Annotated in this window: 20 protein-coding genes; 11 read left to right on the top strand and 9 right to left on the bottom strand. The window is 67.3% G+C overall.

Annotated features, from left to right (window positions below; genetic code table 11):
• Window positions 1-39: 39 nt before the first annotated feature.
• Window positions 40-969: a thioredoxin-disulfide reductase gene (trxB, locus tag AW270_RS03475; RefSeq protein WP_061290543.1), complete on the top strand. Its 930-nt coding sequence runs from the start codon at window positions 40-42 to the stop codon at window positions 967-969.
• 29 nt (window positions 970-998) lie between these two features.
• Window positions 999-1,322 (top strand): thioredoxin, encoded by a 324-nt coding sequence (gene trxA, locus AW270_RS03470; RefSeq protein ID WP_061290541.1) that lies wholly within the window; start codon window positions 999-1,001, stop codon window positions 1,320-1,322.
• Window positions 1,323-1,378: 56 nt separating this feature from the next.
• On the opposite strand, the gene AW270_RS03465 is transcribed toward trxA, so the two are convergent.
• Window positions 1,379-1,909, bottom strand: coding sequence for a GNAT family N-acetyltransferase (locus AW270_RS03465; protein ID WP_245674553.1), 531 nt, complete (start codon window positions 1,907-1,909; stop codon window positions 1,379-1,381).
• 252 nt (window positions 1,910-2,161) lie between these two features.
• On the opposite strand from AW270_RS03465, the gene AW270_RS03460 reads away from it, so the two are divergent.
• The 4 genes from AW270_RS03460 to AW270_RS03445 all read left to right on the top strand — a co-directional run bounded on the left by AW270_RS03460 (window position 2,162) and on the right by AW270_RS03445 (window position 7,565).
• Complete coding sequence (locus tag AW270_RS03460; RefSeq protein WP_082801272.1) at window positions 2,162-3,505, top strand: aminotransferase-like domain-containing protein; 1,344 nt, start codon at window positions 2,162-2,164, stop codon at window positions 3,503-3,505.
• A 59-nt stretch (window positions 3,506-3,564) separates the two neighbouring features.
• Window positions 3,565-4,515: a D-alanine--D-alanine ligase family protein gene (locus tag AW270_RS03455; protein ID WP_061290535.1), complete on the top strand. Its 951-nt coding sequence runs from the start codon at window positions 3,565-3,567 to the stop codon at window positions 4,513-4,515.
• A gap of 538 nt (window positions 4,516-5,053) precedes the next feature.
• Window positions 5,054-6,091 carry a threonine aldolase family protein gene (locus AW270_RS03450; RefSeq protein WP_275477743.1) on the top strand — a complete coding sequence of 346 codons (1,038 nt, stop codon included), beginning with the start codon at window positions 5,054-5,056 and terminating at the stop codon, window positions 6,089-6,091.
• Between the two features lie 727 nt (window positions 6,092-6,818).
• Entirely contained in the window at window positions 6,819-7,565 is a 747-nt protein-coding gene (locus AW270_RS03445) for a dienelactone hydrolase family protein (RefSeq protein WP_245674552.1), read from the top strand.
• Between the two features lie 1,027 nt (window positions 7,566-8,592).
• Here the strand turns inward: AW270_RS03445 and AW270_RS03440 are convergent.
• From AW270_RS03440 to rpmH, 8 genes are all read right to left on the bottom strand, one after another.
• A complete protein-coding gene (locus AW270_RS03440; RefSeq protein ID WP_061290531.1) occupies window positions 8,593-9,546 on the bottom strand; it encodes a ParB/RepB/Spo0J family partition protein in 954 nt (317 codons plus the stop codon).
• Between the two features lie 74 nt (window positions 9,547-9,620).
• Window positions 9,621-10,502: a ParA family protein gene (locus AW270_RS03435; RefSeq protein WP_061290529.1), complete on the bottom strand. Its 882-nt coding sequence runs from the start codon at window positions 10,500-10,502 to the stop codon at window positions 9,621-9,623.
• Window positions 10,503-10,701: 199 nt separating this feature from the next.
• Window positions 10,702-11,379 carry a 16S rRNA (guanine(527)-N(7))-methyltransferase RsmG gene (gene rsmG, locus AW270_RS03430; protein ID WP_061290527.1) on the bottom strand — a complete coding sequence of 226 codons (678 nt, stop codon included), beginning with the start codon at window positions 11,377-11,379 and terminating at the stop codon, window positions 10,702-10,704.
• A gap of 179 nt (window positions 11,380-11,558) precedes the next feature.
• Entirely contained in the window at window positions 11,559-12,053 is a 495-nt protein-coding gene (locus AW270_RS03425) for a Jag family protein (protein WP_061290525.1), read from the bottom strand.
• Window positions 12,054-12,067: 14 nt separating this feature from the next.
• Window positions 12,068-13,018, bottom strand: a complete 951-nt coding sequence (gene yidC, locus AW270_RS03420; RefSeq protein ID WP_061290523.1) for a membrane protein insertase YidC — start codon at window positions 13,016-13,018, stop codon at window positions 12,068-12,070.
• A 4-nt stretch (window positions 13,019-13,022) separates the two neighbouring features.
• The gene (gene yidD / locus AW270_RS03415) at window positions 13,023-13,301 is read right to left on the bottom strand and encodes a membrane protein insertion efficiency factor YidD (protein WP_061290521.1); all 279 of its coding nucleotides are present in this window, start codon (window positions 13,299-13,301) and stop codon (window positions 13,023-13,025) included.
• Window positions 13,298-13,654, bottom strand: a complete 357-nt coding sequence (gene rnpA, locus AW270_RS03410; protein ID WP_061290519.1) for a ribonuclease P protein component — start codon at window positions 13,652-13,654, stop codon at window positions 13,298-13,300. The genes yidD and rnpA overlap by 4 nt, the downstream gene beginning before the upstream one ends.
• A 68-nt stretch (window positions 13,655-13,722) precedes the next feature.
• Window positions 13,723-13,860: a 50S ribosomal protein L34 gene (rpmH, locus tag AW270_RS03405; RefSeq protein WP_155339926.1), complete on the bottom strand. Its 138-nt coding sequence runs from the start codon at window positions 13,858-13,860 to the stop codon at window positions 13,723-13,725.
• Window positions 13,861-14,317: 457 nt separating this feature from the next.
• On the opposite strand from rpmH, the gene dnaA reads away from it, so the two are divergent.
• The 5 genes from dnaA to AW270_RS03380 all read left to right on the top strand — a co-directional run bounded on the left by dnaA (window position 14,318) and on the right by AW270_RS03380 (window position 20,448).
• On the top strand, window positions 14,318-15,967 hold the full coding sequence (gene dnaA / locus AW270_RS03400; RefSeq protein ID WP_061290512.1) for a chromosomal replication initiator protein DnaA: 1,650 nt from the start codon (window positions 14,318-14,320) through the stop codon (window positions 15,965-15,967).
• Window positions 15,968-16,565: 598 nt separating this feature from the next.
• Window positions 16,566-17,702, top strand: coding sequence for a DNA polymerase III subunit beta (dnaN, locus tag AW270_RS03395; protein ID WP_061290511.1), 1,137 nt, complete (start codon window positions 16,566-16,568; stop codon window positions 17,700-17,702).
• Window positions 17,703-17,780: 78 nt separating this feature from the next.
• Complete coding sequence (gene gnd / locus AW270_RS03390; RefSeq protein WP_061290509.1) at window positions 17,781-18,728, top strand: phosphogluconate dehydrogenase (NAD(+)-dependent, decarboxylating); 948 nt, start codon at window positions 17,781-17,783, stop codon at window positions 18,726-18,728.
• Between the two features lie 48 nt (window positions 18,729-18,776).
• Window positions 18,777-19,949 (top strand): DNA replication/repair protein RecF, encoded by a 1,173-nt coding sequence (gene recF, locus AW270_RS03385; protein ID WP_061290507.1) that lies wholly within the window; start codon window positions 18,777-18,779, stop codon window positions 19,947-19,949.
• Window positions 19,939-20,448, top strand: a complete 510-nt coding sequence (locus AW270_RS03380) for a DciA family protein (RefSeq protein WP_061290505.1) — start codon at window positions 19,939-19,941, stop codon at window positions 20,446-20,448. Before recF ends, AW270_RS03380 begins: the two co-directional genes overlap by 11 nt.
• Window positions 20,449-20,611 lie beyond the last annotated feature (163 nt).

Here is a 20,611-nt window from a genome sequence, read left to right as displayed (position 1 = left end):
CTGTTGACGCCCGTGCAGACATGAAGGAAAGGCAGAGCGTTGAGCGACGTCCGTAACGTGATCATCATCGGGTCGGGCCCCGCCGGCTACACGGCGGCCGTCTATTCCGCCCGAGCCGACCTGCGTCCGCTGGTCTTCGAGGGCTCGGTGACCGCCGGCGGCGCCCTCATGAACACCACCGACGTGGAGAACTTCCCCGGGTTCCCCGACGGCATCATGGGCCCCGACCTCATGGACAACCTGCGCAAGCAGGCCGAGCGGTTCGGCGCCGAACTGGTCGCCGACGACGTCGTCGAGGTCGACCTGAACGCCAACCCGAAGGTCGTCAAGACGTACACCGACACCTACTACGCCAAGTCCGTCATCCTGGCGACCGGCTCCGGCTACCGCGAGCTCGGCCTGACCAACGAGAAGCGGCTGTCCGGCAAGGGCGTCTCCTGGTGTGCCACCTGTGACGGCTTCTTCTTCCGCGACCAGGACATCGTGGTCGTCGGCGGCGGCGACACCGCCATGGAGGAGGCCACCTTCCTGACCCGGTTCGCCCGGACGGTCACCGTCGTGCACCGCCGCGACGAGCTGCGCGCCAGCAAGATCATGCAGGAGCGGGCGTTCAACAACGAGAAGATCCGCTTCCTCTGGGACAGCGAGGTCGTCGACGTCCTGGGCGACGCCAAGGTCTCGGGCGTGCGGGTCCGCAACCTCAAGACCGGCGAGGAGTCGACCGTCGACGCCACCGGCCTGTTCCTGGCGATCGGCCACGACCCGCGCAGCACGCTGGTCAAGGGCCAGATCGACCTCGACGACGAGGGCTACGTCAAGGTCGAGGCGCCCACCACCAAGACCAACATCCCCGGCGTGTTCGCCTGTGGCGACCTCGTCGACCACACCTACCGCCAGGCCATCACCGCGGCGGGAACGGGCTGCGCCGCCTCGCTCGACGCGGAGCGCTGGCTCACCGATCAGGAATAGTCCCAACCCATTTTTCAAGGAGAGCCATCGTGGGCACCGTCAAGAACGTCACCACCCAGGACTTCGCGTCCGAGGTCCTGCAGAGCGACAAGCCCGTCATCGTCGACTTCTGGGCCGAGTGGTGCGGGCCGTGCCGCCAGGTCGCGCCGATCCTCCAGGAGATCGCCACCGAGCACGCCGACAAGCTGACCGTCGTGAAGATCAACATCGACGAGAACCCCGACATCGCTCGTGACTACGGCATTCTGCAGATCCCGACGATGAACGTCTACAAGGGCGGCGAGGTCGTCAAGCAGATCATCGGCGCCAAGCCCAAGGCGATGCTCCTCCGCGAGCTCGACGGCATCGTCTGATCAGAGGTTTGAAAGGCCCTCCCCACGGGGAGGGCCTCTGCGGCTCTCAGATCGTTTCAGACGGGCCGGAGGGCTCGTTCGGGCGTCATGGAGCCGAGGAGCCGCTCCAGGGCCACCTCGACGTCCTCACGCCACGAGACGGCGGTCTTGAGCTCCAGCCGCAGGCGGGGGAAGCGCAGGTGCGGCCGGACCGTCTTGAAGCCCACCGACAGCAGATAGTCGGCCGGCGTCACACACGCACCCGGCTGCTCCCATTTCAGGTCGCCGAACGCCTCGATGGCGCGTACACCCCGCCGGGTCAGGTCTTTCGCCACGCCCTGCACGAGCATGCGCCCGAGCCCGCCGCCGGAGAACTCCGGAATGATGTGGGCCGTCATCAGCAGCACCGCGTCGGAACTCACCGGTGACGTGGGAAAAGCCACTGATCTCGGTACGTAAAGGGGCGGCGCGTAGAGCACGAAACCCGCGGCCACCCCGTCGACATACGCGATCTTGCCGCAGGAACCCCATTCCAGCAGCGTGGCGGAGACCCAGGCCTCCTTCTCCAGGCCGGGATCCCCGGCCTGGGCGGCCCGCTCACCCCCCATGGGGTCAAGCTCCCAGAACACGCAATTACGACACCTGCGCGGCAGGTCATCAAGATTGTCAAGCGTGATGCTGGCCAGCCGACGCGACACGTGACGCCCCTATTCCCGGCATTGGTCCCGGCAGTTTTGCTGGAATAGTAGCCGGTACCCCCAGTCCGAACAGGAATTCGGCGCGCACCCAGGGGCCCTTCTCTCATGCTGATACCGATTGCGGACTGTTCAGTCGCCTGCCTTACCCTCTAATTAACGCCTATGAAACGGAGGTGGACCGTGACGAATGAGACGGATCACGGTCGGACACCCGCGACCCACGGGTCACGCATCGATGCCTACGTCGATCGGTACGCCGCACGAGCTACCGGGATGGTCGCCTCCGAGATCCGAGCTCTGTTCGCCGTCGCCTCGCGTCCCGAAGTGGTCTCGCTGGCCGGCGGCATGCCCTACGTCACGGCGCTCCCCCTGGATGTGGTCGGCGAACTCGTCGCCGACCTCGTGAACCGCCGCGGCCCCGAAGCCCTGCAATACGGCTCGGGCCAGGGTGACCCCGCACTGCGTGAGCAGATCTGCGAGGTCATGCGCATGGAGGGCATCGACGCGGGCGCCGACGACGTGGTCGTCACGGTGGGCTCGCAGCAGGCGCTCGATCTGATCACCCGCATCTTCGTCGACCCCGGCGACATCGTGCTCGCCGAGGGTCCCTCTTACGTCGGCGCGCTCGGCACGTTCTCGGCCTACCAGGCCAAGGTCGTCCACATCGCCATGGACGACCAGGGCCTCGTCCCCGAGTCCCTGGCCCAGACGATCTACGCTCTGCAGGCCTCCGGCCAGCGCATCAAGTTCCTCTATACGATCCCGACCTTCCAGAACCCGGCCGGGGTCACCCTGAACCTGGTCCGGCGGCGGCAGGTCCTGGAGATCTGCCAGCGGGCCGGCATCCTCGTCGTGGAGGACAACCCCTACGGTCTGCTCGGCTTCGACGGCGAGCCGCTCCGGGCGCTGCGCGCCGACGACCCCGACGGGGTCGTCTACCTGGGATCGTTCTCCAAGACCCTCGCTCCCGGCTTCCGGGTCGGCTGGGCGCTGGCCCCTCACGCCATCCGGCAGAAGCTCGTGCTGGCCATGGAGTCGGCCGTGCTGTCCCACTCGACCTTCACCCAGCTCGCCGTCGGGCAGTACCTGGCGACGCAGCCGTGGCGGGAGCAGATCAAGACCTTCCGCGAGCTCTACCGGGAACGGCGCGACGCCCTGCTCGGCGCGCTGGAGACGCAGATGCCCGAAGGCTGCACCTGGACCAAACCGGCCGGTGGATTCTTCGTGTGGATGACCCTCCCCGAGGGCCTCAACTCCAAGGCGATGCTTCCCCAGGCTGTGGACAAGCGCGTGGCGTTCGTCCCCGGCACGGGCTTCTACGCCGACGGCTCCGGCTCCCGCCACATGCGGCTGTCCTACTGCTATCCGCAGCCCGACCGCATCCGCGAAGGCGTCCGCCGTCTGTCGGGCGTCATCGAGGAGGAGCTCCGGACCGTCGAGATGTTCGGCACCCGCTCCCGTGAGGGCCACTCGGGCGTGGACACACCCGGTCCGGACCTCGCCTGATCCTCTGTACGGCTAGCCTGTTCGGGCTAGCCGTACAGGAATCGGAGAAAGGCCGGGCTATGAGCGATCTCGGACACGTGCTCGTACTGGCAGGGGGACTGTCCTACGAGCGGGAGGTCTCCATCCGGTCCGGCCGCCGGGTGGCCGAGGTCCTGCGCGCCCAGGGCGTCGACGTGGAGACCCGCGACACCGACTCCACCCTGGTTCCGACCGTCCTGTCCGACCGTCCGACGGTGGTCTTCGTGACCCTGCACGGCGGGGCCGGGGAGGACGGCGCGATCCGCTCCGTGCTTGAGCTCCTCGGTGTGCCCTATGTGGGGGCCGCGCCTGACGCGTGCCGGGTGGCCTTCGACAAGCCGACGGCGAAGGCCGTGGTGCGGTCGTGGGGACTGAACACCCCTGACTCCGTGGCGCTGCCCAAGGAGACCTTCCACGACCTGGGGGCCTCGGCGGTCCTTTCGCGGATCGTCGACTCCCTGGGGCTGCCGCTCTTCGTGAAGCCTTCCCGGGGTGGGTCCGCGCTGGGCGCGTCCATCGTGCGGTCGGCCGAGGAGCTGCCGGCCGCGATGGTGGGCTGTTTCGCGTACGGGGACACCGCGCTCATCGAGACCTACATCGAAGGCGTGGAGGTGGCGGTGTCCGTGGTCGACCTGGGCGACGGGCCGGTGGCGCTGCCTCCCGTGGAGATCGTGCCCGACGGCGGTGCCTACGATTACGCGGCCCGCTACACCGCCGGCCGGACCGAGTTCTTCGCGCCCGCCCGGCTGGGGGACGAGGCGATGGCCGCCTGCGAGGCGATGGCGGTGGCGGCGCATTCGGCGCTGGGGCTGCGGGACGTGTCCCGGACCGACCTCATCGTCGACGGCGACGGCAAGCCGTGGTTCCTCGAGGTGAACGTGGCGCCGGGGATGACTGAGACGTCGCTGCTGCCGATGGCGGCTGAGGCTGCCGGGCGGGATCTGGGGGCGTTGTGCCGGGGGCTGCTGGAGAACGCGGCGCGGCGAGGGTGAGAAGGGCTTCTGCCTTGCCGGTTTCAGCGCGGAGACCTGAACTTGAAGCGCTCTCACCGAGGGTGTGAGAGATCGTGGTGGTTCGCGGGTGTTGGCGGGGGTGCACACATCTAGTGCGGCGACCCAGACCTTTGCCGTGTCGTAAAGCCGCTGCCGGCTCGTGACAATGAGTCGAGGCGAACCTTCCGACAGGGCAGCTCGTACCACCCCGCAGGACATGACAAGGGCGACCTCACACCCACCGTGGTCAGTTCAACGGTGCGACCCCAAGCGCCCTCGGACGCGTCATGACGGCTTTCCTCTGATTGCCGAGGGACACGGTTTCTGGAGAATCCGCCTCGACAGCCCACTCACCGAGGGGCGGCACGAGCTGTCCTGTCCGGCGGGCCTCCTCGACTCCTTGAACTCGGTCCGGCTCGGCGCGATCCCGAGGTGCCGCCTGATCGACTCGGGGTCGAGTTCGTCGGTGCTGAAGTACACACGCTGTTCGACGATCACGGCAGCCCCGTCAATCGGTCGGTGCGAGCTCACCTAGGCTGTGCGGGTGGTTCATGCGAAAAGTTTTGGTAGCGACAATCATGCGGGTGTTCATCCCGAGGTGATGGCCGCGGTCGTGGCGGCCAACGACGGTGACACGCTCCCCTACGGCAGCGACCCGTGGACGGCTGACATGGAGAGCGCCGTCCGGGAGGTCTTCGGGGAGCAGGCGCAGGGCTACGCCATGTTCAACGGGACCGGCGCCAACGTGGTGGGGCTGGGGTTGATGCTCCGCGCGTACGACGGGGTGATCTGCCCGGCCAGCGCCCACATCAACGGCAACGAGGCCGGCGCCGCCGAGCGGGTGCTCGGCACGAAGCTCCTCACCGTGCCGACCGACGACGGGAAGCTCCGCCCGGCCGACGTCCTGGCCCAGCTGGGCGCGATCGGCAACGAGCACCTGTCGCAGCCCCGGGTGGTCTCCATCTCCCAGGTGACCGAATGCGGGACGGTCTACACGCCGGAGGAGATCGCGGCGCTGGCGGAGGTCGTCCACGAGAACGGCCTCTTCCTCCACATGGACGGCGCTCGGCTCGCCAACGCGGCCGCGGAACTGGGCTGCGGCCTGGCCGACATCACCACCGCCTGCGGCGTGGACGTCCTCAGCTACGGCGCGACCAAGAACGGCGCCCTCGGCGCGGAGGCGTTGATCGTCCTGCGGCCGGAACTGGCGCCCGGAGCGCTGTTCTTGCGGAAGCAGGGCATGCAGCTGGCGTCGAAGATGCGGTACGTCTCGCCTCAGATCACCGCCTTGCTCCGCGGCGACCTGTGGCTACGGAACGCGGCGCATGCCAATGCGATGGCGCACCGGCTGGCTGACGGGGTGTCTTCGGTGGTGAAGTTCCGGTACGAGGTCCAGTCGAACGCGGTGTTCCCGGTGCTGCCGGAGAAGGCGATTCCGTATCTGCTGGAGAGGTTCACCTTCGGCATCTGGGACAGGGCCGGGGGAGTCGCGCGTTGGGTCACGTCGTTCGACACGACCGAAGAAGACGTCGACGCGTTGGTCGCGGCGACACACGAGGCACTCAGTTTCACGTGAAACATCGAGACGGGGCCGGCTGACGTTTTGCTCAGCCCGCCCCCTCTTCATGCTCTCCACAGAGCCGTAGGGCGACCGCAAACATCGACGTCTACCGGAGCCGTAACCCACGCGCTCAGCCATCTGACAGGGCCTCTAGTTGCGGGGGTGGCGGCAGATTTGCACTCCCGAAGAGACCCACCGTGGGTGGCCAGAACCTCGACATCCGTCCCTCGCTCAGTTACCTGACCGAAGGCGGCCACGATTGGTGCTCGAAGAATCGTCAAGTCGAACGAGACGTTCTACGAAGCACTCGCGGCAGATTGAGTGAGGGAACACCTAGCTCGCCGTCTCCTGACGAGGGGATCATGCGCAGCCATGTGTCGAAGTATTGGCGGCTGAGACACTGCCGCGTCAAGCACACGCGCGTGGCTGTCCCCAACTGGAACGCAAAGTTGGTGAGCGGAGAATGGGTGGTTATTCGTGCTGGGGGATAAGCGAGGCTCTGCCTGAGCGGTCGGCGCGATGTTTCACGTGAAACGGAGCTGTTCGCTTTGCTGACGTTGGCTCGATGACGTTGTCTTGAGGGCTTCGCGGGGGATGCGGGTCGGTGTGGTAGGTTCGGCGGCGCTAGATGCTGCTGCGATCTGAGGAGGTGAGACCGATCAACGCTGGGACAGGTCGGGGCTCCCTCCCGCTCGTGGGCTGGGGAGTGCCCGCATAAGGCATCTCGAAAGGCTCTCCGCGCATGTTGCGCTTCATTTCTCAGTCGTCCTCCGAGGGCGTCACTGAGCAGTCCTTCACTCTCTCCTCCAGCTTCGACGACATCCCCGGTGTGCTCTGGTCGCCGGACGCCGCTACGGGCACTCGTCCTCTCATCGTCATCGGGCATGGTGGCGGCCAGCACAAGAAGGCTCCCGGCGTTGAGGCACGTGCCCGGCGTTTCGTGGCCGAGGGCGGGTTCGCCGTCGTGGCTGTCGACTCCCCGGCTCATGGCGGGCGGCCGCAATCCGAGGAACACAGTCGGCTCATCGCTGAGATGCGGGCTCGGTTCCAGACCGGAGGTGACGCGACTCCGGTGCTCGCGGAGCTTCACACGCTCATCGCCGGCCAGAGCGTCCCGGAGTGGCGGGCGGTTCTGGATGCGGTTCAGGAGCTCGACCACATCGGGACCGGACCGGTGGGCTACTGGGGGGTGTCGCTGGGTTGTGCGCTTGGCGTTCCGTTCGTCGCCGCCGAGCCTCGAGTTAGGGCGGCGGTGCTGGGGCTCAGTGGAGCGGAGAACGCTGCAGAGGCTGCCGAGCAGATCACCGTTCCGTTGGAGTTTCTCGTGCAGTGGGACGACGAGATGGTTCCCCGGGCAGCCGGTCTGGCGCTCTTCGATCGCTTCGGCTCAGCCGAGAAGACGCTGCATGCCAACCCGGGTAGGCATCATGAGGTCCCGCTGTTCGAGATGGACAGTTCGCTGCGGTTCTTCGCCAGACATCTGAACTGACCTTCGCTCGTGACGCGCTGATCGGGCGCCGCGCCCGATCAGCGTGTGCGGCCCATTTCTCCGGAGCACCCGGCTCCTATGATGCCGTCGGGAATCCCGGGAAGTTCTCCACGTCGGTGGTGTACCCGAAGGGCGCCGCCGACGGGCACCCAGCACTCGAAGACAGCAGACGCACGGATCGGCACAGGCATAAGCCCATTCGTTTATGCCCGAAGATCTGGCTCACCCTGACCACACCACCGCCTCATCGTCACCGTCGCCAACGCGGCATCGTCTCCAACAGCGCCTCAGACAACATCCACTCCCTCCCATGGACGATCTCACCACCGACGTCCACGACCAGATCATCCCCGTCGGAGATGCACGCTCTCGCGGGAGTTGCGTGGTCGTTACTCTGAGGGCCAGAACAACAGGTATTGCACCTCTCCCGGGCACTCGAGACCGCCACCCGTGAGACCGCCTGCGTGGGTCCGGTGGGGATTCGATCCACTGATCACTTGAGGTTCAGCCGTCAGCAATGCCATCGCCTTGGAGGGCCCCAATGAGCGGGACGCACTCGGCGACACACTGAGCGGGACGCGCTGGGCTAGACGGGCTCAGCGGACGCCCTGACCGATACAGACGCCTGGGTGGGACGCCTGGGTGGACGCCTCTGGGCTCGACACACTGAGCGGAACACTAGGCGGGACACGCGCTTGGGAGACACATGCATCTGGAGGCGTAGAGGCTCAGCGGCACAATTCTTGGCGACACCACTGGCTTCCACGACGGAGGCACGCGCGGCCTACCCACGGTCATCCCGCGCTGTGGGTGTAGGGGTCGCAGCCGGGGAACAGTTGAACCCATCGCTTAGCGAGCAAATGCTCGTGGCTGAGGTGCCCGCCTTCCACGCGCTGTTTCACGTGAAACCAAGCAACTCAGTTCCCTCCCAGCAGGGCGGCACGCCACCAAGACGCACCCCACACCCCTCCGCAAACCAAAACAGCTCCCCTAGGCCAAAGCCCAGAGGAGCTGTTTCACGTGAAACCTAGTCGCCTTCTAGCCCTCGCATCTGGTTGGCCGCGTCCGGCGCCATGGTCCCGATGATGCGCTCAAGGTCGTCGATCGTGGAGAACTCCACCACGATCCGTCCCTTCCGACGCCCTAAATCGACCTTCACCTTGGTCTCGAAGTGATCCGACAGCCGATCCGCCAACGTCCGCAGCGCCGGTGCCGTCGGTTGCTTCACCCTCGGCTTCCGAGGCGCGGGGCCCGCGGTCGCCTCCCCCATGGAGACGATCTCCTCGACCGTCCGGACCGTCATACCCTCCGCCACGATACGGTCGGCCAGCCGCTCCTGGGCAGCCGGGTCGCCCAAGGCCAGCAGTGCTCGCGCGTGTCCCGGCGTGATCGTCCCGGCCGCCAGGCGGACCTGGACGTTCGCCGGGAGGTTCAGGAGGCGGAGGACGTTGGTGATGTGGGAGCGGGAGCGGCCGACCTTCTTGGCCAGTTGTTCGTGGGTGGCGCCGAAGTCGTCGAGGAGCTGGCGGTATGCGGCGCCTTCTTCCAGGGCGTTGAGCTGCTCTCGCTGGAGGTTCTCAATGAGAGCCTCGCGGAGCATCTCGTCGTCGCTCGTGGTGCGGACGATCGCGGGGATGCGCTCTAGGCCGGCCAGCTTGCTGGCCCTCCAGCGGCGTTCGCCCATGATGAGCTCGAACTTGTCCCGGCCGGCGGCGCGGACGACGATCGGCTGGAGGAGGCCCACCTCCACGATCGATTCGGACAGCTCCTTGATGCGGTCGTCGTCGAAGATGTCCCGGGGCTGGCGGGGGTTGGGCAGGATTTGGCTGATCAGGATCTCTTGGAAGTGTGCCCCGGCCACGGGCACCAGATCCCGGTCACCGGGGGGTGCGGGCGGCGGCACGACCCCCGGCTCGTGGACCGGGCCGTTGGGGATGAGGGCGGCCAGGCCCTTGCCGAGTCCCCGACGCTGCTGACTCACCCTTGCTCCTTACCGCACCAAAGAAACGCCGCGTCGATTCCTCAACCGCCGCGCGATTGTAGAAGGCTACCGGTTCACGCCTCCGCGACCGCAGCACCTCGATAGGCGATCTCTCGCGCCGCGTCCATGTAGGCCATCGCGCCGCTCGAACCCGGGTCGTAGGTCATGACCGACTGGCCGTAGCTGGGGGCCTCCGAGACGCGGACGCTGCGGGGGATGACCGCGTCGACCACGGTGGCGCCGAAGTGGGAGCGGACCTCCTCGGCGACCTGGGAGGCCAGGCGGGTGCGGCCGTCGTACATGGTCAGCAGGATCGTCGACACGTTCAGGGGCTGGTTCAGGTGGACGCGGACCAGTTCGACGTTCTGGAGGAGCTGGGTCAGGCCTTCCAGCGCGTAGTACTCGCACTGGATCGGGATCAGGACCTCCTGGGCGGCCGTCAGCGCGTTGACCGTCAGCAGGCCGAGCGACGGCGGGCAGTCGATCAGGATGTAGTCCATCTCGGCCGACTCGTAGGCCGCGAAGGCGCGGCGCAGCCGGGTCTCCCGGCCGACCATGGGGACCAGCTCGATCTCCGCGCCGGCCAGGTCGAGCGTGGCGGGGGCGCAGAAGAGGCCCGGCATGTCCGGGACGCCGGTCACGATCGACTCCAGCGGGAGGTCTTCCACGAGGACCTGATAAATGGAGGGCGTCCCGGCCCGGTGTTCGGTGGCCAAAGCCGTCGAGGCGTTGCCCTGCGGGTCGAGGTCGACCACGAGGACCCGCTGCCCGTGCATCGAGAGGGCCGCGGCCAAGTTGACGGCGCTCGTCGTCTTGCCCACCCCGCCCTTCTGGTTGCACACGCAGATCACCCGGGTCTTGGGCGGGCGCGGCCAGTCTCCGTCGCGGCGGGCGGAGTATCCGACGGGGCCGTCGGCGGCCGGCTTGCCGGGCGCGGCTGTTTCACGTGAAACCACAGAACTCAGTGCCTCTCGAACCAGCGGGGAATCACCGGGGCTTAGTGGGGGCTGGGACACCTTGGTCGTCCTTTCGACCGGCCTGAGCCGGTGGTTCGGAGCGGAAGTGCGGCCCCACCCCCTTCAGGCCGCCCTCGTCGCGTCGCCGCGAGCTCTCGGGTCGGCCCGGGTCGATTCGATCGTTCCCGGCCCGACCTGATTACCTCTTACGTCGGCGCTGTGCAGCTCGTGAACCGGCGCCGGCGATGACGCGGACAAGAGTTGCAGGCGGGTCGACTTTACCGCGCCCGACCGTGACAAGCTCGGCCGTCTTTGCCCCGTGGGCCGACAATTGGGCCTCGGCTCCCGCCAATTCCTCTGCGGCCCGTTCACCCTTCATCGCCAGCAGCTCTCCGCCCTCGTGGAGAAGGGGGAGCGACCAGCTGAGCAGGCGGTCGAGAGGCGCGACGGCGCGGGCCGTCGCGACGTCGAACTGCCGTTTGCCCTTCAGTTCCTCGGCCCGGCCGCGGAGCACCTCGACGTTAGGGAGCTTGAGGGTCTCGACGCACTCTTCCAGGAAGACGGTTCTCCGGAGCAGCGGTTCGAGGAGGGTCACCGTCACATCGGGGCGGACGATCGCCAGGACGATGCCCGGCAGCCCCGCACCCGAGCCGATGTCGACGAGTTTCACCTCCGGCGGCACCACCTCGGCGATCACGGCACAGTTCAACAGGTGGCGATCCCAGATGCGGGGGACCTCTCTTGGGCCGAGCAGCCCGCGCACCACCCCCGGCCCGGCCAGCAGGGAAGCGAAGGTTTCCGCCTGGGCCAAGGCGTCACCCGCGAAGACCGCGAGGGCGGCTTCGGGGGGCTGCTGGTTGCTCATGTCTTCGGTCATCCCTCGTAGGGTATCGGGCGGTGGACGACAGCCAGGAAGCCTGTGGATAAACCTGTGGATACAGCGGTGTGTGTCCTGTGGACAACTGTGCGCGGCCGGCCAAAAGTGCAGGCGTAAGCCGTACAGACAAAGAAAACCGCCGACCCGGGACGGGGCGGCGGTTTCCACAGGCTGGAGTGTCAGGCGGGCAGGACCACGACGAAACGCCGGGGCTCCTCCCCCTCTGACTCGCTGCGCAGGCCGGCGGTGGCGACCGCGTCGTGGATGACCTTGCGCTCGAACGGCGTCATCGGCTTGAGGGCCTTCGGCTCGCCCGACGCCTTGACGTCGTCGACGGCGGCCATGCCGATTTTGGTGAGTTCCGCGCGGCGGCGCTCGCGATATCCGGCGACGTCGAGCATCAGCCGGGAGCGCTCGCCGGTCTGCCGGTGGACGGCCAGGCGGGTCAGCTCCTGGAGCGCCTCCAGGACCTCACCCCCGGGGCCGACCAGATCGCCGCCCTTGAGCCCGATCACGGAGACGAGGGCTCGGTCGCCCTCGACATCCATGTCGATGTCGCCGTCGAGGTCGGCTATGTCGAGAAGTCCCTCGACATAGTCGGCGGCGATCTCGCCCTCGGCCTCCAAGGCGGCGACGCTGGGAGCCGCCTTGACGGTCTCCTCGGCTTCGGTCACGTGGGAACTCCTTCTCACGACTTCTTGCTGCCGGTCCGCTTGCTACGTGGTTGCCGGGTCGGCTGCTGACGGACGATCTTAGGCTCAGGTTCGGCCGGCTGCTCGGCGGCCGGCGGAGGGGTCTTGCGGAAGCGCGCGAAGAAGCCGGGCTTGGGCTCGAACGGGATCAGGTTGCCCTTGGCGTCGAACTGCGGCATCGGGTTGCGGCTGTAGAACCAGTGCTGCTGGCCGAGGGTCCACACGTTGGTGGTGACCCAGTAGAGGATCAGGCCCAGGGGGAAGTTCAGCGAGAAGATGGCGAACAGCGGCGAGATGTACATCAGGATCTTCTGCTGCTGCGCCATGGGGTTGTCCGGCATCTGCGCCATCGAGCGCGTCACGCTCTGCCGGACGGTCAGGAACGTCGTCAGCGACGAGATCGCGACGAAGATGACCAGGACGATCTTGGCGACGACGGGGTCGGCGCCGTAGCCCTCGATGTCGGCGCTGCTGGTGAAGAACGTCGCGGGGAGCGGGGCGCCGAAGATGTGGGCGGCGCGGGCGCTGTCGACGAGCTGCTGCGTCATGCCGAACTTGGGCTGGCCGTGGGCCATCGCGTTCAGCACGGTGAACATCGAGATGAAGATCGGGAACTGCGCGACGACCGGCAGACAGCCACCGAGGGGGTTGGCGCCCGCCTCCTGGTAGACGCGCATGACCTCCTGGTTCATGCGCTGCTTGTCGTTCTTGTACTTCTTCCGCAGGTCCTGGACCTTGGGCGCGAGCTCCTGCATCTTCTTCGAGGAGCGCATCTGCTTCAGGAAGAGCGGGAAGATCAGGACGCGCATCAGCACGGTCAGTGTGATGATCGTCAGAGCCCAGTTCAGCCCGTTGTCGGGGCTGAGGACGAGACTGTAGAAGTTGTGAATATGGGTGATCACCCAGGCGATGGCCGTATAAAGCCAGTTCAGCCAGGACAGCTCCACCGAGCTAGCTCCCTTGCTTGTCGTGGGGTCGAGGGGGCACGGGATCGAACCCGCCGGGGTGGAAGGGATGGCATCGGCCGATGCGACGGATGGTCAACCACACCCCGCGCAGCGCCCCGTGCACGGCGATCGCCTCGACACCGTACGCGCTGCAAGAGGGGAAGAAGCGGCATCGAGGCCCCAGGAGGGGACTGATGAACGCCCGGTAGAACCTGATCGGGACGATCAATACGCGGGCAGCCGTCGAGACCGGCGTGACCGGCTGGGGCTGCTCGGTTGTCATGACCGTCCATCCCGCGGCCGCCGCATCAGTCGCTGGAGCGCGACATCGAGATCGGCGGCCAGGAGCTCGCTGCGCGCGGACGCAGCCGGTGGATTGGCGCGTACCACCAGCAGGCTACCTCTCGGAAGGAGATGCAGACGTGCCCGCATCAGGTGTCTGAGTCTCCGTTTGACCCTGTTCCTGGTGACGGCGTCGCCCACGGCCTTGCTGACGACGAACCCCACGATCGGGGTCTCGTCGCCCTCCGAAGCCGTGAAGTGGACGACCAGGGAGGGCCTGCCGGCACGTCGCCCACGCCGGATGGCCTCGGCGAACTCCTCGCCTCGGCGCATGCGGGAAGCGGGCGGGAGCACCGGATACTTCCTTAACAAGTAGCCCGCCGTCAGAGCTGACGGCGGGCGGGGCTGCTACGAGGTGCCGGTCAGACGGTGAGGTCGTGACGGCCCTTGCGACGGCGGGCGGCCAGGATGGCGCGGCCGGCGCGGGTGCGCATGCGCAGCCGGAAGCCGTGGGTCTTCGCGCGACGGCGGTTGTTCGGCTGGAAAGTACGCTTGCTCACGATGGGCTCCAGGCTAGAAGTGCCCTGTCGTTAGGGCGATTAGACCAAAGTTTACGGCTCACCGGGCACTGGGCATGCGAAAGAGCCGTCCCGAGATTAGCCGACCGGGTCACGTTACGGGGCACACACCCCAATGGTCAAACTGAACGCCCCGAATGGCGCATGGTTTTCCACAGGCTGTGAGGTTATCCACACTCCCCTTGGTCATCCACACCCTGTGGGCAACGAGTGCCACTAGGCTGTGGACAACGTCTTGAACGCAGGTCGCGCACACCGCTACTGTCAGGCGTCCTGGCCTTCCTCCACACCCAGAGCACCTGTGGATCTCCTGTGGATCATTTGTGGAAACTCACAGCGGGGGCCGGCGCCACCGGGACCAGACCGGGCGGGGCGGGTGTGGAAAACGACACGCGGCAAGAGCTATCGAACGGGCCGCGTCAGGGAGGAGTGCCGAACGGTGGACGGCGTCGACCTCAACCAGTTGTGGGCACGAGCGCTCACCACTCTTCTGGACCAGGGAGTCTCGGGCCAGCAGCGCGCGTTCCTGCAGATGACGCAGCCGTCCGGGCTGATCAACGACACGATTCTGCTGGCGGCGCCCAACGACTTCGCCAAGGAAGTCATCGAGGTGCGGCTGCGGCCCCTCATCGCCCAGGCGCTGTCGCAGGAGTTCGGCCGTCCGGTCCGCATCGCGGTGATGGTCGATCCGACGGCCACGCAGGCCGAGCCGCCCCAGCAGAACTACGGCCGTCCCGGCGGTTTTCCCCAGGGTGGCGGGTTCTCCCCAGCCGGAGGTTCCTCCGGTTTTCCCCAAGGCGGCGGTTTTCCCCAGGCTGGGGATCGTGGTTTTCAACAGCCTGTGCAATCTCCGCAGGGCTTCGGCCAGGGGTTTCACAAGGACCCGCCGGAGCAGCAGCCTGACTTTCCACAGTCGCGCCCACAGGGTGTCCCAGGTGCGCCGCCCCCCGTCGAGCAGCCGTACACCCAATATCCACAGGCTGCGGAGAACCCGCCGAGCAACGACAAGGCGCCTCCTCGCCCCTCGGGTGGCAAGACGCCGGGGGAGCCCGCGCGGCTGAACACGAAGTACACCTTTGAGACGTTCGTCATCGGCGCCAGCAACCGGTTCGCCCACGCGGCGGCGGTCGCGGTGGCCGAGGCGCCGGCGAAGGCGTACAACCCGCTCTTCATCTACGGCGACTCCGGGCTGGGGAAGACACACCTTCTCCATGCGATCGGTCACTACGCGCAGAGCCTCTATGAAGGTGCGCGGGTGCGCTACGTGAGCTCCGAGGAGTTCACCAACGACTTCATCAACAGCATCCGCGACCACAAGGCCGACGGATTCAGGGCGCGGTTCCGGGCTGTGGACATCCTCCTCGTGGACGACATCCAGTTCCTTGAGGGCAAGGAGCAGACGCAGGAGGAGTTCTTCCACACCTTCAACACCCTCCACAACAGCAGCAAGCAGATCGTCATCTCCAGCGACCGGGCCCCGAAGCAGTTGGTCACGCTCGAAGACCGGCTGCGCAACCGCTTCGAGTGGGGGCTGATCACCGACGTCCAGCCGCCCGAGCTGGAGACCCGCATCGCGATCCTGCGCAAGAAGGCGATCCAGGAGGGCCTGGCCGCGCCGCCCGACGTGCTGGAGTACATCGCCAGCCGGATCGCCACCAACATCCGCGAGCTCGAAGGCGCACTAATAAGGGTGACGGCGTTCGCGTCGCTCCAGCGGCAGTCCGTGGACATCGGGCTGACCGAGGTCGTGCTGAAGGACCTCATCACCGAAGAAGGCTCCAGCACCGAGATCACCATCGCGCTGATCATGTCGACCACCGCCGAGTACTTCGGCGTCTCGCTCGACGACCTGTGCGGCGGATCGCGGTCGCGGGCCCTCGTGGTGGCCCGTCAGATCGCCATGTACCTGGCCCGGGAGCTCACCGATCTCTCGCTGCCGAAGATCGGCGCCCAGTTCGGCGGCCGTGACCACACCACTGTTATGCACAGCGAGCGCAAGATCCGCTCCCTGATGGCCGAGCGCCGGTCGATGTACAACCAGGTCAACGAGCTGACCACCCGCATCAAGCAGCGTGCGCGCACCGCTTGATTCACAGCCTGTGGATAACCCTGTGGATCACGGAACACTTCTCTGACCTGCTGAGCACACGTCTCTCTTAGATCAACATGCCTCGACGGGCTGTGGACAAGTCTGTGGACAACCTGTGGGTAAACCCCCCTCCAGCGGTGGATAACTTGTGGACACGCTGTGGATGGCCTGTGGGTAGTGGAAAAAACACACTCCGTGTCGGGCGTGTCTCGTGTGGACAACCTGTGGATAAGCTGTGGGTAACCGGTGGATAACTGGGTGCAAACCTGTGGACGGGCTGTGGGTAACTAAAAGTTATCCCCAGTGAGCTCTGAGTAATCCACAAAGCTTCCACAGGGCCTGTGGAAAATAAACAGGCCCTGACCTGGGTTTATAGGTGTTGTCCACAGTTTCCACAGCCCCTATTAAGACGGCTGATATCTCACCTAGAGGAAAGTCAAGAGCAACCTTCGGGCTGAGCTCCGGAGCAAAAAATCCCGGAGTTGACACCTCCCGGCAAGCGACGAAGATGGGCAGTCACACCCCGAGCCCAGCGTCGCCGCTCCCCAGTCATCACCGCCCCGACGCCGTCCCTACCCACCGCAGGAGGCTGATCCACGTGATGTTCCGGGTCGACCGAGACGTGCTCGCCGAAGCCGTCGCGTGGACGGCACGCAGCCTCCCCGCCAGACCCTCGGTGCCCGTCCTCGCCGGCATGCGCCTCGAGGTCACCGAGGAGCAGCAGCTCAAGCTCTCCGGGTTCGACTACGAGGTCTCCGCCGAGGTGACTCTCGATCTGCAGACCGGCGAGGCCGGTGTGGTGCTGGTGTCGGGCCGTCTGCTCGCCGAGATCACCCGCGCCCTTCCCGCACAGCCTGTGGATTTCGTGGTGGACGGCGCCAAGGCGGTCGTGACCTGTGGAAGCGCCCGATTCACCCTGCTGACCATGCCGGTGGAGGACTATCCCTCGCTCCCGGCCATGCCCCCGGCCGCGGGCCGGGTCGGCAGCGACGTGTTCGCCTCGGCCGTCGCCCAGGTGGCCACCGCCGCGGGCAAGGACGACACGCTGCCGATGCTGACCGGCGTCCGCATGGAGATCGACGGCGACACGGTCACGCTGGCCGCGACCGACCGCTACCGGCTGGCCGTCCGTGAGCTCAAGTGGCAGCCCGACCAGCCCGACTTCCAGGCGATCGCGATGATCCCGGGCCGGACCCTCGCCGACACCGCCAAGTCGCTGGTCACCGGCGCCGAGGTCGAGATCGCCCTGAGCTCCGTGGGCGGCACCGGCGAAGGCATGATCGGTTTCAGCAGCTCCGGCCGGCGCACGACCACCCGCCTGCTCGACCCCGAGTTCCCCAAATACCGCTCGCTGCTGCCGACCCAGTTCTCCTGCCATGCCGATCTGGTCACCAGCGCCTTCGTCGAGGCCGTCAAGCGCGTGGCCCTGGTCGCCGAGCGCAACACCCCGGTCCGGCTGGCCTTCCGGGGCGACGAGGTCGTGCTCGAAGCGGGCAGCGGCGACGAGGCACAGGCTGTGGAAGTCCTGCCGGTCGAGTTCACCGGCGACGAGATCAACATCGCCTTCAACCACCAGTTCCTGCTCGAGGGCCTGAGCGCCATCGATTCCGACGTTGCTCGCCTGCAGTTCACCACCTCGACGAAGCCCGCCATCCTCACCGGTGGAAAACCTGTGGAAGATGGGGGCATACCTGACTACCGCTACCTGATCATGCCCATTCGCCTCTCAAGCTGATCAGAACCGTATGATCAACCCTCGGGTCGGGTAGGCGAGTCGGCGTGACCGTAGATGGAACCCTGAGGGGGTGCTCTCATGCAGATCGGCATGATCGGCCTGGGCAAGATGGGCGGCAACATGGCCGAGCGGCTGCGCCGCGGTGGCCATGAGGTCGTCGGCTACGACCGCGATCCGAACGTCAGCGACGTCGGAAGCCTGAAAGAGCTGGTCGACCGCCTGGAGGCGCCCCGCGCCGTCTGGGTGATGGTCCCGGCCGGTGAGCCCACCCGGGCGACCATCGCGTCCCTGAGCGACGCGCTCTCCGCCGACGACGTGATCATTGACGGCGGCAACTCCCACTACGTCGACGACCAGAAGCACGGCAAGGAGCTCGCCGAGAAGGGCCTGCGGTTCGTCGATGTCGGCGTCTCCGGCGGCGTCTGGGGCCTAGAGAACGGCTACGCCCTGATGGCGGGCGGCACGACCGAGGACATCGCCCGGCTCCAGCCGATCTTCGACACCCTCAAGCCCGAAGGCGAAGACGGGTTCGTCCACGCCGGGTCGATCGGGGCGGGCCACTTCGCCAAGATGGTCCACAACGGCATCGAATACGGCATGATGCAGGCCTTCGCCGAAGGCTGGGAGCTGCTCGAGGCCACCGACATCGTCACCGACGTCCCTGGAGCGTTCAAGAGCTGGCGTCATGGAACGGTCATCCGCTCCTGGCTGCTCGACCTGCTCACCCGGGCGCTCGACGAGGACCCGGGCCTGGAAGACCTCAAGGGCTACGCCCAGGACTCCGGGGAGGGCCGCTGGACCGTCCAGGCGGCGGTCGACCACGCGGTGCCGCTGCCGGTCATCACGGCGGCGCTCTATGCCCGGTTCGCCTCGCGGCAGGAGGACTCCCCGGCGATGAAGATGGTCGCCGCGCTGCGCAACCAGTTCGGCGGCCACGCCGTCACCTCCGCCGAGGGCTCCTACGAGAAGGGGGCCGACGCCCCGGGCGCGGCCGACGCCACGATGCCCGAGGCCAACGGCTCCTGATCCGGCCGGGCTCCCGCTTCGCGGCGGGAGCCCGTTACCGTTACCGGCATGTTCACCGCCCACCTGTCGCTGACGGACTTCCGGTCCTACCCCACCGCCGAGCTGGCGCTCGAACCCGGGGTCACCGCCTTCGTCGGGCCCAACGGGCAGGGCAAGACCAATCTGGTCGAGGCCATCGGTTACGTCGCCTCCCACGCGTCGCACCGGGTGGCGACCGACGCTCCTCTCGTACGCCACGGCGCCCCCCGGGCCGTCATCCGCGCGCAGATCGAGCGTGACCAGCGGCGCGCGCTGGTCGAACTGGAGATCAACCCGGGCAAGGCCAACCGCGCCCGGGTGAACCGCGCGCCCGTCTCCCGGGCCAGAGACGCCCTCGGCGTGCTGCGGACCGTGCTGTTCGCCCCCGAGGACCTAGCCCTGTCGAAGGGCGACCCCTCCGAGCGCCGCAAGTTCATGGACGACCTGCTCGTCGCCCGCCACCCCCGGTTCGCCGGCGTCCGGGCCGACTACGAGCGCGCCCTGAAGCAGCGCAACGCCCTGCTCCGCACGGCCTCGCAGACCCGCCGCCGGAGCCCCCGCCGCCAGCTGGACGACGCCGCCTTCGCCCAGGCCGGAGCGGGCGACGCGTTGTCCACACTCGAGGTCTGGGACGCCCACCTGATCCGCCACGGCGCCGAGCTGCTCGCGGCCCGGCTGGACCTTGTGGAGAACCTGCGGCCGCTGGTGGCCAAGGCGTATGCCGAGCTGGCCCCCGGCTCGGTCCCGGCCCAGATCGACTACCGATGGTTTTCCACAGACGACGCCGACCTGGGGACGGACCGCGCGGATCTCGCCGTACGGTTGGGACAGGCGCTGGCCGAGGCGCGGGCGCAGGAGATCGAGCGGGGGGTCACCCTCGTGGGTCCCCATCGGGACGATCTGCTGCTGCGGCTCGGGGAGCTGCCGGCGCGCGGTTACGCCAGCCACGGCGAGTCGTGGTCGTTCGCGCTGGCGCTGCGGCTGGCCGCCTACGACCTGCTGCGCGCGGAAGGGGGCGACCCGGTGCTGATCCTCGACGACGTGTTCGCCGAGCTCGACTCGCAGCGGAGGCGGCGGCTGGCGGAGATCGTCGCCCCGGCCGAGCAGGTGCTGATCACCGCGGCGGTGGCGGAGGACGTGCCGGGGGAACTGAGCGGCGCCCGGTTCGACGTCACGGAGGGGAGTGTGACCCGTGTCGGGTGACGATCCGAAGGAATCGGCGGCCAAGGGGGCCTCGCTGGCCCGCGAGAAGCTCGCCCAGGCCAAGGCCGACGCCCAGCGGCGGGGGCAGCTGCCACGCACCGAGCCCAGGAAGAAGAAGGGCGGCCCGAAGCGGGATTCCGGTGATCCGCTCTCTTTCGGGGCCGCGATCGCCGATCTGCTGGCCGCCCGGGGGTGGGAGGAACCGGTCGCGATCGGCGGCGTCTTCGGGCGCTGGCGGGAGATCGTCGGGGCCGAACTCGGGCTGCACACCCGCCCCGAGGCGTTCGAAGACGGCGAGGTCATCGTCTCCGCCGACTCGACGGCCTGGGCCACTCAGGTGCGTTTGCTCGCCCCGACCCTGGTCAGAAGGCTGAACGAGGAACTGGGAGAAGGGACGGTGACCGCTGTGAAGGTGCGCGGGCCCAACCTCGCACCCCCGCGACAGGCCGGCCACATCCGCGTGAAGGGCAGCCGTGGGCCCGGTGACATTTACGGCTGACGCGGGCTTCCACAAGATCATGTGATCGCTTGTGGAAAAGTCTTGCACCGGCCCGAAATCGCGCCTGACGCGCTGAACCCCTGTGGCCGGGGTGTCACACCAAAACCAAGATCATCGTATTAGAGGGCATCACAGCCCCCGTCAATGCCACTTGAGGCTCCCG

This window comes from Herbidospora cretacea, from assembly GCF_001570605.1.
GTDB classification, from domain to species: Bacteria; Actinomycetota; Actinomycetes; order Streptosporangiales; family Streptosporangiaceae; genus Herbidospora; species Herbidospora cretacea.
Note: the sequence above shows the minus strand (reverse complement) of the source record. Positions and strands in the feature narration are given on the sequence as shown.

Coding starts and splice junctions, on each gene's coding strand:
- AW270_RS03465 (WP_245674553.1), bottom strand. CDS start 1,909: ATGGGGGGTGAGCGGGCCGCCCAGGCCGGGGATCCCGGCCTGGAGAAG.
- AW270_RS03460 (WP_082801272.1), top strand. CDS start 2,162: ATGAAACGGAGGTGGACCGTGACGAATGAGACGGATCACGGTCGGACA.
- AW270_RS03455 (WP_061290535.1), top strand. CDS start 3,565: ATGAGCGATCTCGGACACGTGCTCGTACTGGCAGGGGGACTGTCCTAC.
- AW270_RS03445 (WP_245674552.1), top strand. CDS start 6,819: ATGTTGCGCTTCATTTCTCAGTCGTCCTCCGAGGGCGTCACTGAGCAG.
- rsmG (WP_061290527.1), bottom strand. CDS start 11,379: ATGACCGAAGACATGAGCAACCAGCAGCCCCCCGAAGCCGCCCTCGCG.
- yidD (WP_061290521.1), bottom strand. CDS start 13,301: ATGACAACCGAGCAGCCCCAGCCGGTCACGCCGGTCTCGACGGCTGCC.
- gnd (WP_061290509.1), top strand. CDS start 17,781: ATGCAGATCGGCATGATCGGCCTGGGCAAGATGGGCGGCAACATGGCC.
- recF (WP_061290507.1), top strand. CDS start 18,777: ATGTTCACCGCCCACCTGTCGCTGACGGACTTCCGGTCCTACCCCACC.